The following is a 16,387-nucleotide window of genomic DNA, read 5'->3' as shown; positions in this document are numbered from 1 at the left end:
TATTCCTACCGCGATCAATTTTTTACAGGGGAAACGTACCTCCAAACCGAGGCGCCGATTGACCCGTCAAATCTAACGCGTTGGCGTAATCGGCTGGGTGAAGCGGGCGTAGAAGAGCTATTAGCGGAGACGATCGAAGCAGCCAAACGTAGTGATGTCATCAAAGCGTCGAGCGTAAAACGAGTGATCGTTGACACCACGGTGATGGAGAAAGCGATAGCGCATCCAACCGACTCGCGACTGCTAGAGCGTTGCCGAGAGCACCTGGTGAAAGCGGCGGAACAACATGGCTTAAAGTTACGGCAAAACTACAACCGAGTCGCGCCCCGCCTATCAATCCAAATCGGCCGCTATGCGCACGCGAAGCAGCACAAACGAATGAACAAGGCGTTGAGCACCCTGCGTTCGCGAGTGGGACGAGTGATGCGTGACGTTGAAAGACAAATCGAGTCAGTGGCCGAGCAAGGGCGTGAAGCATTGCGAGAGTTGATATCCCGTACGAAACGAATCATTTCGCAAAGGCGCAAGGACAAAGACAAACTCTATGCTCTGCATAGTGGAGTGTATTGCCAAGGGCAAGGCGCGTAAGCCCTACGAGTTCGGTGTGAAAGTGTCGATCACGACGACTCACCAGGAGGGGCTGGTGGTTGGCGCACGCTCGATGCCAGGAAATCCCTACGACGGTCATACGCTGGCCGAGGCGCTAGAACAGGCAGCGATCTTAAGTGATGTGACTCCAGAGGTTGCCATCGTGGATCGGGGTTACAAAGGAATTGCGATAGAGGGTGTAAAAATCTATCACTCTGGCATGCGTCGGGGTATTACCCGTACGCTAAGCGCGATCATCAAACGACGCAGTGCCATCGAGCCCACTATTGGTCATATGAAAGCGGATGGGAAGCTCGGTCGAAATTGGCTTAAAGGGGCATTAGGCGATGCCATGCACGCTGTGCTCTGTGGCGCTGGGCATAACTTACGAATGATCCTCAGAAAGCTTCGGCTTTTTTACGTCTTTCTTTTATCCGTTTTATTCTGTCATACCTTTGCTGTTGGTTTGAGTTTTTAGATCAAATAGTACGTAAAACGATTTATTCAGGACCGACTAAATAAGGCATACAGACATTTTTCTCAAGGATCCTGATTTTCGAAATATTTAGTTTAAACTCCTTATTCTATAAGCATTTCAGCGTATATTAATTCCAAATGTCGTCAAATTTCGGCTTCGCTTCCACTGGGCCAACTAGTGAGTATTTCCTGCAAAGGGGCGCTTGAGAAATAAAATCAATTTTCTGCTCTAAACCGACTCTATAGTTGGCCCAATGATAATAAATGAGCGGCTAAGGTTCTCACGTTAAATCCACATGAAGAACTTTAGCCGCTTTTACTGCAATTGCCTTAATTTATCTTCTAACTGTGCTCATCGTTTGAAATCCAAGAAGAAAGCATATAAAATTCGACCGCTCACATCGTGGGTTGAAAGTAGCCCAGGCTGACTGGGATGATTTGAACCAAGCTTTTAAATAAATAAGAGAATTTTGATGCTCAGTTCCATTTCGAATTCTGCCCTAACGCATTATCCAGCCACGCAAAAAACCGTCGCGTCTTTATTCCTCAAGCTTCCTTTAGAAATACAAGAAGAAATAGAAAAATCGCTAGATGGTTCGAGCCGGCATGCGCTGTTTAAAGCACTGACCACCGTGACTCGCGATGGAGAATCGATAGAAGCGCCCGCTTTGAAGCTACATCTAATCAAAGAGAGGATTCAAGCCCAATATCAAGAATCTCTCATCAGCTCAGACGAAGGGTTAAAGAAGTTTGCGTTGGGTCAATTAGAAACCTTATCGGACGCAGGGCAACTCGATAAGGTGGTGGAGAAATTGGCATTTTTTGAGTTGGTATGCCTGCTTAATGCTCCCGAAGTATTCAGTTTTTTACGAGAAAAAATTCACCAAAATGCACAGCTCAAAGAGAAATTATTGAGCTGGGTGGAAAGGTCTAAAACAGAAAAGGTGCAGGCGATAGCGGCGAATGCGCTGACGGTGTTAGTGAAAACTGGCGTGCAATTCAATAGTCAAGACCTCAAAGGGATACGCGTGCCTGGGGCAGACTTAAGTTATGGGATGTTTGATTCTGCGCAGTTGCAAGGGGCGGATTTAAGCCAAGTCAATTTTAGTAATAGTTGGCTGTGCCATGCGGATTTAAGCGCCGCCAAGATGGCTGGGGTGCGGTTTGGCGAATGGGCTTATCTCCAAGAAGGGGGTGCCGTGTATTCCTGCGCGTATTCACCGGATGGGAAAAACTGTGCGGTAGGGCTTAATAACGGCACGATCAGCGTGTATACGACCTCGAATTGGAAAAAATCCTACACCTTACGCGGACATACCAACTCTGTTTATAGCGTGGTGTATTCGCCGAACGGTGCGCAGATTGCCTCGGGAAGTGATGATAAGACGGTACGTCTGTGGGACGCGCACAGCGGAGCGGCTGTGCACACCTTACGCGGACATACCAACTCTGTTTATAGCGTGGTGTATTCGCCGAGCGGTGCGCAGATTGCCTCGGGAAGTGATGATAAGACGGTACGTCTGTGGGACGCGCACAGCGGAGCGGCTGGGCATACCTTACGCGGACATACCGTCTATGTTAGGAGCGTGGTGTATTCGCCCAACGGTGATCAAATCGCCTCGGGTAGTTTCGACAAGACGGTGCGTCTGTGGGACGCGCAAAGCGGAGCGGCTGGGCACACCTTACGCGGACATACCGCCGTTATTAGGAGCGTGGTGTATTCGCCGAGCGGTTCGCAGATCGCCTCGGGGAGTTTAGACCAGACAGTGCGTCTGTGGGAGGTCGCTTCGGGTGAGTGTCTAAGCGTAATTCAAGATTTTGCCGAGGCGGTCTATAGCGTAGCCTGGAAAGCGACGCCGGAGGGTTCCTATCTATTGGCTGGCAGTGGCGATAAGCTGGTTCGGCAGTGGGAGTTGATAGAAAGGGTGGATGGAGTTCATGCGCACCTGCGTTGGATGTCACCACCGGATCATAAGCTGATGGTAGAGGATACGTTATTGGAAGGAGCGGTTGGGTTAAGCGAAATGAATCTAGCACTGTTGAAGCAACGAGGCGCTGCTGTCTTGTCGGATTTAGCGTGAAAGATGCTGAGTTAAAAGCGTCGTATTAACGAAGCGTAGTGCAAGCGTCCTCAGTGCTCTTGCACTACGGAATCACGGTGTGATTTAAAGACAGATGACCTAACCTTAGGTTTACGCAATCAATTAGCCATGGCAGCTTTATGCCAGCCTCTGCCTTAAGCCTGCGACGGATCAACCTGTACAAGGAAGATGCTTGCTTTAAAAGCAGGGATGGTCAGAAAAATCTGTTTGCTGAACTAGTAGGTATTTCCGGCAAAGGGGCGCTTGAGAAATAAAGTCAATTTTTTGCTCTAAACCGACTCTATAGTTGGCCCAACGATAAATAAGTGAGCGGCTAAGGTTCAGCCCTTTCCGGGTGTTTGAGTTATTCTGAGAAAGGGGCATAAACGAATCGGAAAGAAGATGCTGAGAAAACTGTTTGAACAAGCGACAGCGAAGATGCCAATAAGCGTAATGACGCGGTTATTGATGGGGTCAGTGTTTGATAGTAAGTGGATAGACGAGGTATTTGAAAAGAATAGAGAAAGGCAGTATTCGCGAGAATTGCTGTTTTCGACAGTAGTAGAGATGATGTCGCTGGTGTCACTAGGGGTTTGCCAATCCTTGCATAGCGCCTCGCAGACGTATAAAGAAATAATTAAATGTGGCGCTGAGCTCACTGTACGACAAGATCAATTGCACAGAGCCTAAGCTATTGCAAGAGTTGGTTCGACAGAGTGCCATGCGCTTGGTCCCCGTGCTTGCGCCGCTGAATTTGCCCGTTACGTTGCCAGGTTACCGGGTACGAATGGTGGATGGTAACCACTTACCGGCGAGCGAGAAGCGTTTAACAGCGTTAAAGGCGCAGGCAGGAGCGGCGTTACCAGGCCATACTTTAGTGGTTTATGATCCAGACCAAAGTCTGGTTACGGATATCGTACCCTGTGAGGATGCCTATGCATCGGAGCGTACAATAATCGAGCCTTTATTAGAAAGGGCCCAGTCTGGCGAGGTATGGATAGCCGATCGGCACTTCTGCGTTAGGAAAGTGCTCATGGGCTGGCAAAGCCAAGGCGCATGTTTTATCGTGCGCGAAACAGGCCAGAATCACCCGAGGCTGTCTCAAGAAAGTGAGTTGTATCCTGTGGGGCGCTGTGAAACAGGTGAAGTTTATGAGCAAACGATTAGCCTACGCGATGAAGATCAAACTTGGCGTCGGATTGAAGTGCGTTTAGATCATCCCACTAGCTCGGGCGACACCCGCCTTCGTATTTGGAGTAATCTGCCTGTTGAGGTGGGCGCACAAAAGATTGCTGATCTTTACCGCCAGCGCTGGCGTATTGAAGGTATGTTCCAGCGGCTGGAAGCTGATCTAAAAAGCGAAATTCGCACTATGGGGCATCCACGTGCCGCCGTATTGGGTTTTGCCACAGCAGTATTAGCTTACAACATCCTAGCGTTACTCAAGATCGTGATTGAGCAGGCTCATCAAGAACAAGAAGTCGAGGTATCTACTTACTATATGGCCAATGAGGTTCGTATGGCCTATTATGGAATGATGAGTTTCTTGCCACCCGAGACTTGGGACAGTTGGCTCAAATTATATCAAGGCCTTGCCTTAGGGGAGCTACTCTTGCAGATTGCGCGCTATGTCGACCCGCAACGTATTCGAGTTCGGCGGCGTGGACCAAAAAAGCCTAAAGCTAAATCCTACACCGATTCCCTAACAGCCAGTACGCATTTCTCCTTTGCGCGGGCTATTAAGGAGGCTGCTCTTTGAATCAACACCCGGAAAGGGCTGGGCCTAAAGCCGATGCAAAAAGAAGCGCTGTTGATGAAAGAATCCTAAGTTGTATGAGTTCCGATTTGATCGTAAGCGCACTTACGTTGATGGCTGCACACCTAAAGTGTGCGTGTCAGTCTTCGACCCTACACACATTTTTATCCCGCCCAACTGACTGACAAATGACCCAAGCAACTCACTCGGCTACGATACTTGTACCGGTACATGGTCACGGCTACCCTTGATACGGTTGTTATGATCCACAAACACCAAATTAGGCTTAACATTGCCTGCACGTATATCAGCATCATCAAAAAAGCCAAATGCTGCGATGATCACCAGGTCGCCTAACTGCGCGCGCCGTGCCGCTGAGCCGTTCAATGAAATCGTGCCGCTGCCGCGCTCGGCGCGTATCGCGTAAGTCGAAAAACGCTCGCCATTATTGATATTCCAAACATCGATTTGTTCGTTTTCTATAATGTTGGCGGCTTCGAGTAAATTTTCATCGATCGCGCATGAGCCTTCATAGTGCAACTCGCAGTGAGTGACTGCGGCACGATGAATTTTTGATTTCAGCATAACGCGTTGCATAGACGGTCCTTAATGAAATGAATGATAGAAAGATAATAAAGGCAATCCGGCAAAAGATCAAAGCAAAAGGAGCTGGAGATCTATCTTGGCTCTGTTGATTGCACTTGCTTTAAATTTCAAGATTGTCGATCAAACGGGTTGTCCCGAGCTTTGCCGCCGCGACGATCACCAATGGCGCATGTGTTTCGTGCGCAGCTAAGGCCTGCAGATCGGCTTGTTTGCGTATCGTAATATATTGCGGTTCCCAGCCACGGGCCGCGAGCTGAGCCATAGCTTCTTGCTCGAGTGTAGCAAAATCGTTACGGTTTTCTTCAATAATTTTGCGGCGTATCTCCGATAGTGTTTTAAATAGCATGGGCGCTTCAGCACGCTCTGTTTGATTAAGATACATATTGCGTGAAGAAAGCGCTAGGCCATCCTCATCCCGCACCGTTTCAGCGGCAATAATTTCAGTGGGTAACGCAAATTGTTGACTCATCGCGCGTACGATCATCAGCTGTTGGTAATCTTTTTTGCCGAAGACCGCAATGCGTGGCTGGACACAGCAGAATAACTTCATGACTACGGTGCACATGCCTTGGAAATAGCCGGGCCTGAATTCGCCCTCAAGGATCGAGCTCATGCCATCGGGGGGATTCACACGATAGTGCTGTGGCTCCGGATATAAATCCGTTTCGGTGGGCGCGAACAGCACATAGACATTTTCGCGTTGTAGTTTTTCAAGGTCCTCTTCAAAGGTGCGTGGATAATGGGCAAAATCTTCTTGTGGCCCAAATTGCAAGCGATTGACGAAGATGCTGGCGATGACCGGGTCACCATGATGGTGGGCGAGGCGGATTAAGGATAAATGTCCTTCATGCAAATTACCCATTGTCGGCACAAAAGCGGTGCGATTTTGACCTCGTAATTGATCACGCAGTTCTTGGATCGAGCGAATGATTTTCATAGATGGAGTGATTCCAGAGCGGTTGCTTGGCCAGTCGTTAAGAGTGGATCGCTGGTTGGCGCAGATTCAAGGGTGCTAGGGGTATAAGAGAGGCGGACATACATCGGCGCAAACGCTTCTGCCTGCGTGATTTCAATCAGTGTTTCACGCGCCAGTTCAAGGATGGCGATAAAATTGACGACGATGACTGGCGCTGTTGATGTCGGTTCAAATAGTTCGTTGAATTCAATAAAGCGGGCGTGCTGTAATTTACGTAAAATAACGCTCATATGCTCGCGTACCGAGAGCTCGGCACGGGTAATGCGGTGGTGCTCAACAAGTTTTGCACGTTTCATGAGTTCTGCCCAAGCTGTGCACAGATCTTCGGTGCTCACCTCAGGCCAGCGCGGGGCAAGGCTGGGTGCAATATAAATGTTGGCGCGTAGGAAGTCGCGCCCAAGTTGCGGCAGCTGATCGAGTTTGAGCGCCGTGAGCTTCATTTGCTCGTATTCGAGCAAACGCCGCACCAGTTCAGCGCGCGGGTCTTGCGCTTCTTCATCTGGGGCGGCTTTTTTGACCGGCAACAACATGCGCGCCTTGATTTCAATCAACATCGCCGCCATCAGCAGATATTCGGCCGCTAGCTCAAGGTTGTGGTTGCGTATCTGCTCAACATACTCAAGGTATTGGCGGGTGACGGCAGTCATTGGGATATCAAGCACATTGAAGTTCTGTTTACGAATTAAATAAAGCAACAGATCAAGCGGCCCTTCAAATGCTTCGAGAAAAATTTCCAGCGCATCTGGCGGAATATAAAGATCATGCGGCAGTTTAAAAAGCGGCTCGCCATACAGATGAGCATAAGCGACACCATCAAGCGTATCTGGCGTTGAGTCAGCAGTAGGCGCTATCAACGCGTCGTCAGCTATCGCGCTTAGTGCCGGCCGCTTCATGACTTAAGTCACTTTAATAATAGACGTAGGGCTTTTGCTTGATACGGGAGGTTTGCTGCCGTGCCCGCTCGTCAAGGTTGAGCGGGGATTTATCCCACAATAACATGCGCCCGCGACGCTGTGCTTCTTCCAGCGCAGGCTGTTGCTGTTTGAGCTGGTGAATAAACTGAGTAATCTCGGATTGGTAGTGGCGACTCATTTTAAGCAAAATATTGGATAGATCTCGCAGTTAAGGCTTAACGCAGTCGTAAGCTTAACGAGCGATCAACTTCATGAGGGTTCAATCTTATATTAAATTACCCTTGAATGCCGGCTTTAGGTTAATTTTTAGGTCTTTGGGGGTGAAATTGGCGGTATAAATGTGTTCCAATGCTATTTGCTTGCGGCAATTTCTGAATCTATGTAAGCGATCGGAAAATTCTATTGGAACCCAGTTTGAGCAAGATCGGACAACAAATAAGCAAACGAGTGCGCGCTTGGCAAGGGGTATGTGGCATTGGACTGGTCATCATCTTGGCCTTTTTACCCGTGTCTGCACAAGCAGAATATACCGTTGATATTGAGGCGCCTCGCAAGCTCAAAGCCTTGCTTAAAAAGCATTTGGATTTGGCGCGCTTTGCCAAGCGCGCTGATATCAGTGACGAACAGTTTGAGTTTTTAGTGACGGCCGCGCCTCAACAAGCGCGTGAGCTCGCTGAAACAGAAGGATACTTTAGTGCTGTGGTGACGACAGATGTCGTCACGCTTGGCAATCAGCCAGAGGTTACCATCAGCCTTGACCCTGGCCCGTGCACGGCGATTTCATCGGTGGCGCTCAATTTTACGGGAGCTATCCAAACCGAAGAGCCTGCGCGTGAGGATCTGGTGCGTCGTGCCTGGACATTGCGCCGCGGTGATGCATTTAGTCAGTCTGCTTGGGAGGGAGCTAAAAACGCTTCATTAAAAGCGTTGCAAGCAAAACGCTATGCCGCGGCCAAAATTCTCCACGCGCAAGCGTTGATTGACCCTCGCAGTGAGCAGGCTAGGCTGGCGGCCACCTTCGATAGTGGCCCGACTTTTACCATGGGAGCGATCGAAATTAGTGGCTTAAAGCGGTATCCTGCAAAAATCATTCATCATGTGAACCCGCTGCAGCCGGGTGAGCTGTATAGCGTGGAGCGGCTACTTGAATTGCAAAGGCAGGTGCAAAACACAACTTACTTTGCCAGTGTCGCAGTCGATGTGGCAAACGATGCAAGCCAGCCGCACCACGTGCCGGTAAAAGTGAAAGTCAGTGAATATCCATGGCATTCAATTCGTTCAGGGATTGGGTATTCATCCGATACAGGCGCTCGGGTGCAAGGTAACTATGTCTATAACAATATGTTTGGCCGCAGTTGGATCTTGAATGCGCAAGGCCAATTCGAGCAGCACCAGCAAAATATTGCCCTGCGTCTATCGATGCCGCCTGATCGCAAAGCTTATACCAATAGCTTATTAGCGACTCACACCCGCACTAACATTGAAGATACGGATATTCGCAGCCTGCGTCTTGGCGCTCAACGCGCACGCTCATTAGAGAATTATGATTATGCTTGGTCACTGCTGTATTACGAAGATCAGCTAAGCCAAAATGCCAGCGCGCCAGATGTGAGCCGTGCGCTTGTGCCAGCTTGGTCATGGACGCGCCGAGATGTCGATGACCCGATGTTTGCCCGTCGAGGTAATATTGTTTCGCTATCGGCCGGGTTTGCCGTGAAAGATTTGATGACGGAGCAATCGTTTGGACGTTTCTATATGCATGGGCGCCAGTATTTTCCGCTTGGCAAAAACGATCTCGTTTTGTTTCGTGCAGAATTAGGTAGTGTTTTGACTGCGGGTGGTTCAACTGGTATTCCAGCTTCGTTGTTATTCCGGGCGGGCGGGGTTAATTCGGTCCGCGGCTATGGCTATCAAAGTATTGGCCATGAAGTAGCCGGCTCGGTCCTGCCGGCGAAGCATTTAGTTACGGCAAGCAGTGAATATCAGCATTGGTTTAATCGGGATTGGGGCGCGGCCGTATTTTATGATCTAGGAACCGCCACCGATAACTGGACAGAAAAAACCTTTTATCAAGGGATGGGCATAGGAATGCGATGGCGTAGCCCGGTAGGGCCGATTAATTTGGATTTGGGGTATGGTTTGCGGGATCGTAGGATTCGGCCCTATTTAACACTTGGCATTGCATTCTGATGAGGGGGTGGCGCGTACTCGGTTGGCTGGTGCCAGGTATCTTGGCAATCGCCGTATTGCTGGCAGGTGCACTTTTGTATGCCAGCCATACCGAACAAGGAACTCGTTCTCTCTGGCAAATTGCGCTCATGCTGTCGGGCGGCCGTTTAAGCGGCGCCCTAGACGGCGGCACTTTGGCTCGCGGCTTGCATGTGCAACAACTCGCATGGCGGGCTAAAGGCAATCAAATCTACATTGACCGGATCGATGGTCAGTGGGGTTTTGCGCGCAAGCCATGGCGCTTGAAAGTAGATTGGCTGCGCATCGGCACGGTGGACGCACATTTTGCCCCTACCCCCAAAACGGCTAAAACACCGCGCTTGCCATCACTGTCAAAGAAGCTTGTGCTGCCGTGCGCATTTGAGATTCTAGAGCTGCGCGTTGACCGTTTGCGTTTACATCAGGTGCCGCCAGATACACCGCGCATTGCCGATGAAACAGGCAAAGCCAGCGCCTCGGTGACTGAATTCAGCGGGTTGGCTGTGCGCGCTCGTAGCGATCGTGATCGCCATCAACTTACTGTTGAGCAACTCATCACACCCTTTGGCGAGCTTAAAGGGGAGTTTCAGCTTGATGCTCGCCAACCTTTTGCGCTGACTGGCACGGCTCATTTCTTAAGCCGGCCGCACCCTAAATCTGTTTGGCCAATCCAACAAGTGCATCTGCGTTTATCGGGTTCGCTTGAGCAGATGATCATCGATGTGGACGCACTAGGTGCCAAACTGGTAAGCCATGCTCGGATTGAAATCACGCCGCCATTTTCAGCGTCATCTGTAGAAGCGGCAGCGGAGTTAAAATTTAAATTATATGATAGCGTTTATGCCGGCTTGCCGCTCACCGGCTCGGGCATTGTGCAATTAGGTGCAGAACGCGTCTTGTTAAACTCAGTACAACTCTCGATTGCGGGCAATACAACGGTTTGGCAAGGTAGCTTAGGCCAGCCAGGCGACCAGTTGTTGTTTGAGCTTAATGCGCCTCACCTTGAACGGCTGGCAGCATTTTATTCTGGTTTAAGTGGCAGATTCAAAGCCAAAGGGCATTTAAGTGGGCATTTTGCCAAGCCTAATATTGTTGCGAGTTATCAAGCTGCGTCGCTTGGCTTGGGCCAAATTCGCATTGAACAGGCAACAGGGCAGATCGAGATGCATGAGGCGGCCAATAGCGCCCTCGTATTGAATCTGGACGGGCGTAATCTCGTGCTGCCCGGCGTGACGATGCAAACCCTGAAAGCACGGGTGGCGGGTACGCGCGAGCGCCATCGATTGACTGCAAATGCAGTCGGCCAGGCCAGTAAAAAGCCGTTCGATCTAAGTATGGCGGCGCATGGCAGCTTACCAAGCACCTTAGCGAAGATGAGCTGGCACGGTACCCTGACCCAGTTTGAAAACCGTGGCTCGCTACTCAATGTAGCCGCGGGCTTGCCCATTCTACGCCTGGCCGCACCTGTTGCTATCAGCATCGAGCCTAAACGTTTCATCCTTGGAGCGATGCAATTAGAGATTGAGCAAGCAATGCTTGATTTACGCGCATTGGTTTACGAGCCGGGCCTGATTCGTTCAGCAGGAACGCTAAAAGGGATTGATGCGAGTTGGTTATTGCGTCTTGAGCAGGCCTTAACCGGTAAGATGGAGGCTTTCAAAACCGACCTTGTCTTGGATGGTGATTGGGATTTTTCATTAGGCGAGAGGGCGACTGGCTATTTACAATTGATGCGTCGAACAGGCGATGTAAGGCTTAATGCTAGCCGGAAATTCACCGCGCTTGGCCTTGATCTCCTGTCAGCGCGCGTCGATTTATCTGGCCAGCGGCAGGCTCATCTCAAGCTGCGCGCACAGGCTGCGCGGCTTGGTGTATTGGAGGCGAATTTACATTCATCACTGAGTTTAAATCAGGGCCAGTTGTCGATTGCGCCTAAGGCGCCGCTGTCAGGACGGATCACCGCGTCACTGCCTTCGCTCAAAACCATGAGCGCTTTGCTTGGCCCGCAATATGTGTTTGAGGGGCGTTTAGCGATGGATTTGACTCTGGCCGGACAGATTGCCAAACCTAAATTTTCGGGCCTATTAAGCGGTGATGACCTAGCCGCAAACTTGCTCGATGATGAGATTGCATTGACGCGAGGTATTGTGCGCATTGCGCTATCTGAGAATCGGGTTGATTTCCGGCAGGTTGAATTTCATGGTGTGGAAGGTACCTTGCGCATTCTTGGGAGCATTGCACTGGATCATGTCAACCCTGCTTTATCGGCCAAGATCGTCGCGGATAAATTCGAACTTTTTGCCACGCCAGACAAACAGTTATCCCTCTCTGGCCAGGCCGTGCTCGCCAATCATGATGCCGCAGGCGGGTTAGCGATCGATGGCGACTTTAAGATAGATCATGCGCTGTTTGATTTGCCGGCCACGTCAGCACCTAAACTGGGCGATGATGTGGTGATTATCCGCGCCAATGACGAGCTAGCAGGGGCCGCACTGAACCTTGTCGCGCCAGATGGCGAGCGGTCCGCCGGCCGTTTTTTGCCGGCGGCAAAAATCCATCTCGATCTCGGCCGTGATTTTCGTTTTCATGGCGCTGGCGCAGATTTAAAACTGCGTGGCAAATTAGGCGTAACCAGTGAATTTAACCAACCACTCCATGCCGTTGGTGATATTCGGGTCGCTCAGGGTTCAACCTATGAAGCATTTGGTCGCAAGCTTGCGATTGAAAATGGCTATTTTGGATTTAATGGACCGATTGCTAATCCAAGTATTAATGTTCTTGCGATGCGGCGTAATCAGGAAGTTGAAGTTGGCGTGCAGGTCAGCGGTACCTTACGTATGCCGAACGCACGGTTGGTTTCAGAACCCAATTTACCCGACAGTGAAAAAATTTCTTGGCTGCTATTTGGGCATGGCAGCAGTGACAGCATGAATCTGGGGCAAACAAATACCGCCGCGGCAGCCTTTGCATTACTAGGCGGCGTTGGCGGCAAGCGGATCGCGCAAACGATTGGTCTCGACGAATTTTCGATTGGTCAAAGTGAGGCCGGGCTGACCGATCCGCAGGTCGCTAACCTTGCCAAGGCGCTGAATGAACGTTTTGTCCTGGGCTATGAACAAGGGCTCACAACCGCGGCCAGCATTTTCAAAGCGACTTGGCAATTTTCTCGCAGTTGGTCACTGACGGCCCATACTGGAACGCTCAATGGCATTGATTTGCTCTTTAACCGGCGCTTTGATTGAGTGAACTCTGGTTGGCCGCTAATAACGCCTCAATTTGCTTAGCTTCAACGCGTGTCATTAAATGCTGGTAGGGTTGAAGCGGCTGTTTAGCCGCGAGCGGAGTTAAATCATGCGACCAGGTCAGGGGTTCAATGCTAAGGAAAGCTTCAACTTTAGCGGCTAAGCCCGGCAAAACAGGTTTGAGCGCAAGCGTGAGCAAGCGGAATGCTTCTAAACTGACACTGCATGTTTCATGTAAAGCGCTGGTTTGTGTCGGGTCTTTGGCCAGATTCCAGGGCTTGGTTGTATCAATATAAAGATTGACCGCATCGGCTTGTTCCATGGTGATGCGTAATGCGCGTGCGCTATCGCGGCTTTCGTAGTGGGCGGCGATGGTCGGCAGTGCAGTGCGTAGTTGCACCAGTAATGGATGATGCATGGCGCTGTCTAGTACACAACCATTAAAGCGCTTAGCTAAAAAACCAGCAGTGCGGCTGGCAATATTGACATACTTACCTACCAAGTCACTATTGACACGCAGGATGAAGTCATCAAAATTCAAGTCAAGATCTTCTAGCGATCCATTCAGCTTAGTCGCGAAATAATAGCGCAGCCATTCTGGGTCGAGTCCTGCTTGAATATAACTATGTGCAGTAATGAAGGTGCCGCGTGACTTCGACATTTTTTGCCCATCGACGGTCAGAAAACCATGCGCAAATACATTGGTTGGCGTGCGGTAACCGGAAAACTCTAGCATCGCTGGCCAAAACAACGTATGAAAATATAAGATATCTTTGCCAATAAAATGATACTGCTCAGCGGTGCTACCGGGTTTAACCCAAGCATCAAAATCCAGTCCCCGTTGATCGCATAACGCTTTAAAGCTTGCATAATAGCCAAGCGGCGCATCAAGCCAGACATAAAAATACTTACCTGGCGCCTGCGGAATCTCAAAGCCAAAGTAGGGTGCGTCGCGTGAAATATCCCAATCAGCGAGTTGCGTGGTATGACCGTCTTGACTCTCTGCGCCGCTGCCCAGCCACTCGCTCATCTTATTGCGGGCTTCAGGCTGCGCCAGCTGAGCCACCCATTGCCGCAGAAAATTTTCGCAGCGCGGATCGGAGAGCCGGAAAAAATAGTGAGTTGAAATTTTGCGGATCGGCGTCGCGCCGGAAACCACTGAATAAGGATTCACCAGTTCGGTGGATTGATAGGTCGAGCCGCATACTTCGCATGAATCGCCATACTGATCTTGAGCCTGACATTTGGGGCAGGTACCCTTAATAAAACGGTCAGGCAAAAACATCGAGCGGACTGGATCATACGCTTGCTCGATCTCGCGCGTATCGATTAAGCCAGCGTCCGCCAGGGTCAGATAAACTTGTTCGCAAAGCTGTTGGTTGGCGGCGGAATCGGTCGAATCATAATGATCAAAAGAAACCCCAAAGTCATCGAAATCCCGTTTGTGTTCGGCCCAAACTCGTTTGATCAAGGCTTGCGGCGTGATTCCCTCTTTTTCTGCGCGCAGCATAATGGGCGTGCCGTGCGTATCATCGGCCCCTACGTAGTACACCTGATGGCCGTGCATACGCAAGGCTCGAGCCCAAATATCGGTTTGTATATATTCAACTAAGTGACCAATATGAATTTGGCCGTTGGCGTAGGGAAGGGCAGAAGTGACAAGAATGCGGCGAGTGGGCATAGGGGCGTTCAATCAGGCAAAGCATGGATTTTAGCAAAGCCCGAGTGTACAGAGCATTATTTAAGTTGCCGCGTCTGCAAATTGGCTATTTTTGCCGAACCCCAAAAAATGTAAAATTAGCCCAGAAATCTCCTTGAAGAGATGATTGTCATGCGAGTGATCCTTCATCTCGCTCTTCAAGTGCTTTGCCCCAATATCCCGGATCAGCGTATCGTGCCGCCAATGCATCCATATCTACAACGGATGCCTCAGTTGTGAATTCGATCTTCCCAATCAGATTGACGTGTCACCATGCGACTGGGGATACGCCCTGCAATACCTTGATTGCTTCCTCATCGCCAGCAGCGCGTTTCTGTTCATATACCTTCGACAACAATGCCGTATTGTAGTAAATAATCGCGTTAGCAATCAGTGTGGATGACCTCAGTTAGAAAGAGTAAGAACTTAGCTTGGCGCGGCGATTTTCCTTGCCGAAGTAAATCCTGGAAAAAGTTCGTCGCCTCCAAAAGCGGCGCGTCTTCCACCCTACCGGCAAAGTCCAGTTCACAGAAGAGATGGCGTAAATTGGTTTTGAACTGGCGCGATAATTGGGTGTAATACGCCCACTCGAATCGGATCTTGTCGAAGGCAATATTGCGTAAATAATCAGCCACGACAGGGAATTGCTCGGGTTCGAGCAGATTGAATGCCTGTTCCTTGACTGCCGTGAACGGCACATCATCGGGCATCAAATTGTCGGTAAATAAGCTCAACACCTGGCCTGCTGACTGCAGGTAGTTAGCCACGTCCTGCATGGCATTTTGCATCGCCCCATCTGCGGCTCGCTTCGCCTGCCTTTTATATTGATTGACCAGATGGATGAATGCCTCGATCAGATTATCGTTGATCTGTCGAAACCGATGGTACGCAAAGCACAACAAGTACAAGCGGGTTGTTACTTGCGCTATAAGTTGCAGCTTGTAGACTGTATAAAATTTGACTAAGGATCGTAGTATTTCCCGCTTTCGGCGGATAGTTCGGTAGTCACCAGAAACGTTTTGGCGAATTCGTGTAACGGTTGAAAGAATCTGCGGCGTTCGACTTTCTGCCGTAACTCCTTGTAACTAAAGTCTTTCGGCTGCCGTTTTGAGGCGCTAATCTTGTACATATGCTTGTCCGCCTGGAGCAGCGTTGCCAAATGATCTCGAATCGCTGGCACCAATGCACTTTCAAGCATTTGAGTAATTCGATTGCGTTCGCCTGCTACGACGCTCCCCACTATATCCTGGATAGACGAATAGGACGGCGCGACGATGTGTCGATTGGACAAGTGCTGCAATACCTCACGCAGAATATATATCGGCTGCGTTGAGAGCATCGCTATCCGCTGCGCCTTGTTTTCTATTTCTTTCTTGAGGGTACTGTCACACGATCGATAATCGAATAGATCCAATATGGTCTGTTGCAATACCCCGAATGTCAGTCACGAAGGTGTTTTGATATCGGCTACCCTTCGGCCCGTGAAATATGCATCGAGAACAAAGCGCATATCGGCAACCACGTCCGCCGGTTCGTATGAGAAAAATTGACGCTTGGCCTTGAAATAGCCAAGTTGGAGGACCATGTGCACGACCACTGATGTAGTGCGGATTGCGCCGACAGCCTCGCGTTTGGCTGTACTCAACTCGAAATACAGTCGCCGATCTTCGTCGGTGAAGCGAGGAAGGCCGTACAAATCGTCAATTTCCTGATCAGTCAAGATCGACAGGCGATGAGAGTTGGATGCCATTCAGGGTGCGATTAGGCACTCAGTTTATGGGATACGGAAAAGAGGGGGGATATTTTAGTTGCTTACCTTGGATCGCACACAACGTTATAT

8 protein-coding genes and 4 pseudogenes are annotated in these 16,387 nt (G+C 50.0%); 5 read left to right on the top strand and 7 right to left on the bottom strand.

All coding sequences use genetic code 11. The annotated features are described in order from the left end of the window. Window positions 1-21: 21 nt before the first annotated feature. The 3 genes and pseudogenes from NQD60_RS05900 to NQD60_RS05890 all read left to right on the top strand — a co-directional run. Window positions 22-1,066, top strand: a pseudogene (locus NQD60_RS05900) (IS5 family transposase); the annotation flags it as partial. A gap of 472 nt (window positions 1,067-1,538) precedes the next feature. Continuing rightward, a complete protein-coding gene (locus NQD60_RS05895) occupies window positions 1,539-3,146 on the top strand; it encodes a pentapeptide repeat-containing protein (RefSeq protein ID WP_257100052.1) in 1,608 nt (535 codons plus the stop codon). A 643-nt stretch (window positions 3,147-3,789) separates the two neighbouring features. Next, complete coding sequence (locus NQD60_RS05890; RefSeq protein ID WP_257100051.1) at window positions 3,790-4,905, top strand: transposase; 1,116 nt, start codon at window positions 3,790-3,792, stop codon at window positions 4,903-4,905. 207 nt (window positions 4,906-5,112) lie between these two features. On the opposite strand, the gene panD is transcribed toward NQD60_RS05890, so the two are convergent. The 4 genes and pseudogenes from panD to NQD60_RS05870 form a co-directional block, all read right to left on the bottom strand. Next, on the bottom strand, window positions 5,113-5,499 hold the full coding sequence (gene panD / locus NQD60_RS05885) for an aspartate 1-decarboxylase (RefSeq protein ID WP_257100050.1): 387 nt from the start codon (window positions 5,497-5,499) through the stop codon (window positions 5,113-5,115). A 109-nt stretch (window positions 5,500-5,608) separates the two neighbouring features. After that, window positions 5,609-6,445 carry a pantoate--beta-alanine ligase gene (gene panC / locus NQD60_RS05880; protein ID WP_257100049.1) on the bottom strand — a complete coding sequence of 279 codons (837 nt, stop codon included), beginning with the start codon at window positions 6,443-6,445 and terminating at the stop codon, window positions 5,609-5,611. A gap of 74 nt (window positions 6,446-6,519) precedes the next feature. Next, window positions 6,520-7,377 (bottom strand): annotated as a pseudogene (locus tag NQD60_RS05875) (ScpA family protein); the annotation flags it as partial. A gap of 13 nt (window positions 7,378-7,390) precedes the next feature. Further along, window positions 7,391-7,576, bottom strand: coding sequence for a DUF3460 family protein (locus tag NQD60_RS05870; RefSeq protein ID WP_257100048.1), 186 nt, complete (start codon window positions 7,574-7,576; stop codon window positions 7,391-7,393). Window positions 7,577-7,872: 296 nt separating this feature from the next. Between NQD60_RS05870 and NQD60_RS05865 the strand changes: the two genes are divergently transcribed. Beyond that, entirely contained in the window at window positions 7,873-9,588 is a 1,716-nt protein-coding gene (locus NQD60_RS05865) for an autotransporter assembly complex family protein (RefSeq protein ID WP_257101275.1), read from the top strand. Further along, window positions 9,588-12,848 (top strand): translocation/assembly module TamB domain-containing protein, encoded by a 3,261-nt coding sequence (locus tag NQD60_RS09140; RefSeq protein ID WP_306438065.1) that lies wholly within the window; start codon window positions 9,588-9,590, stop codon window positions 12,846-12,848. The genes NQD60_RS05865 and NQD60_RS09140 overlap by 1 nt, the downstream gene beginning before the upstream one ends. Here the strand turns inward: NQD60_RS09140 and metG are convergent. The 3 genes and pseudogenes from metG to NQD60_RS09185 all read right to left on the bottom strand — a co-directional run. After that, window positions 12,847-14,529, bottom strand: a pseudogene (gene metG / locus NQD60_RS05855) (methionine--tRNA ligase); the annotation flags it as partial. The gene NQD60_RS09140 and the pseudogene metG overlap by 2 nt on opposite strands. Window positions 14,530-14,815: 286 nt before the next feature. Then, entirely contained in the window at window positions 14,816-14,902 is an 87-nt protein-coding gene (locus NQD60_RS09190) for a hypothetical protein (RefSeq protein ID WP_368736117.1), read from the bottom strand. Window positions 14,903-14,948: 46 nt separating this feature from the next. Then, window positions 14,949-16,297, bottom strand: a pseudogene (locus tag NQD60_RS09185) (DUF4158 domain-containing protein); the annotation flags it as partial. Window positions 16,298-16,387: the final 90 nt, after the last annotated feature.

Origin of the sequence: Mycoavidus sp. SF9855 (genome assembly GCF_024582735.1) — a bacterium.
Taxonomy (GTDB): Bacteria; Pseudomonadota; Gammaproteobacteria; order Burkholderiales; family Burkholderiaceae; genus Mycoavidus.
Note: the sequence above shows the minus strand (reverse complement) of the source record. Positions and strands in the feature narration are given on the sequence as shown.

Bases quoted from the DNA above. Each gene is read 5' to 3' on its own strand.
- NQD60_RS05870 (WP_257100048.1), bottom strand. From the start codon at position 7,576: ATGAGTCGCCACTACCAATCCGAGATTACTCAGTTTATTCACCAGCTC.
- NQD60_RS05895 (WP_257100052.1), top strand. From the start codon at position 1,539: ATGCTCAGTTCCATTTCGAATTCTGCCCTAACGCATTATCCAGCCACG.
- panD (WP_257100050.1), bottom strand. From the start codon at position 5,499: ATGCAACGCGTTATGCTGAAATCAAAAATTCATCGTGCCGCAGTCACT.
- NQD60_RS09140 (WP_306438065.1), top strand. From the start codon at position 9,588: ATGAGGGGGTGGCGCGTACTCGGTTGGCTGGTGCCAGGTATCTTGGCA.
- panC (WP_257100049.1), bottom strand. From the start codon at position 6,445: ATGAAAATCATTCGCTCGATCCAAGAACTGCGTGATCAATTACGAGGT.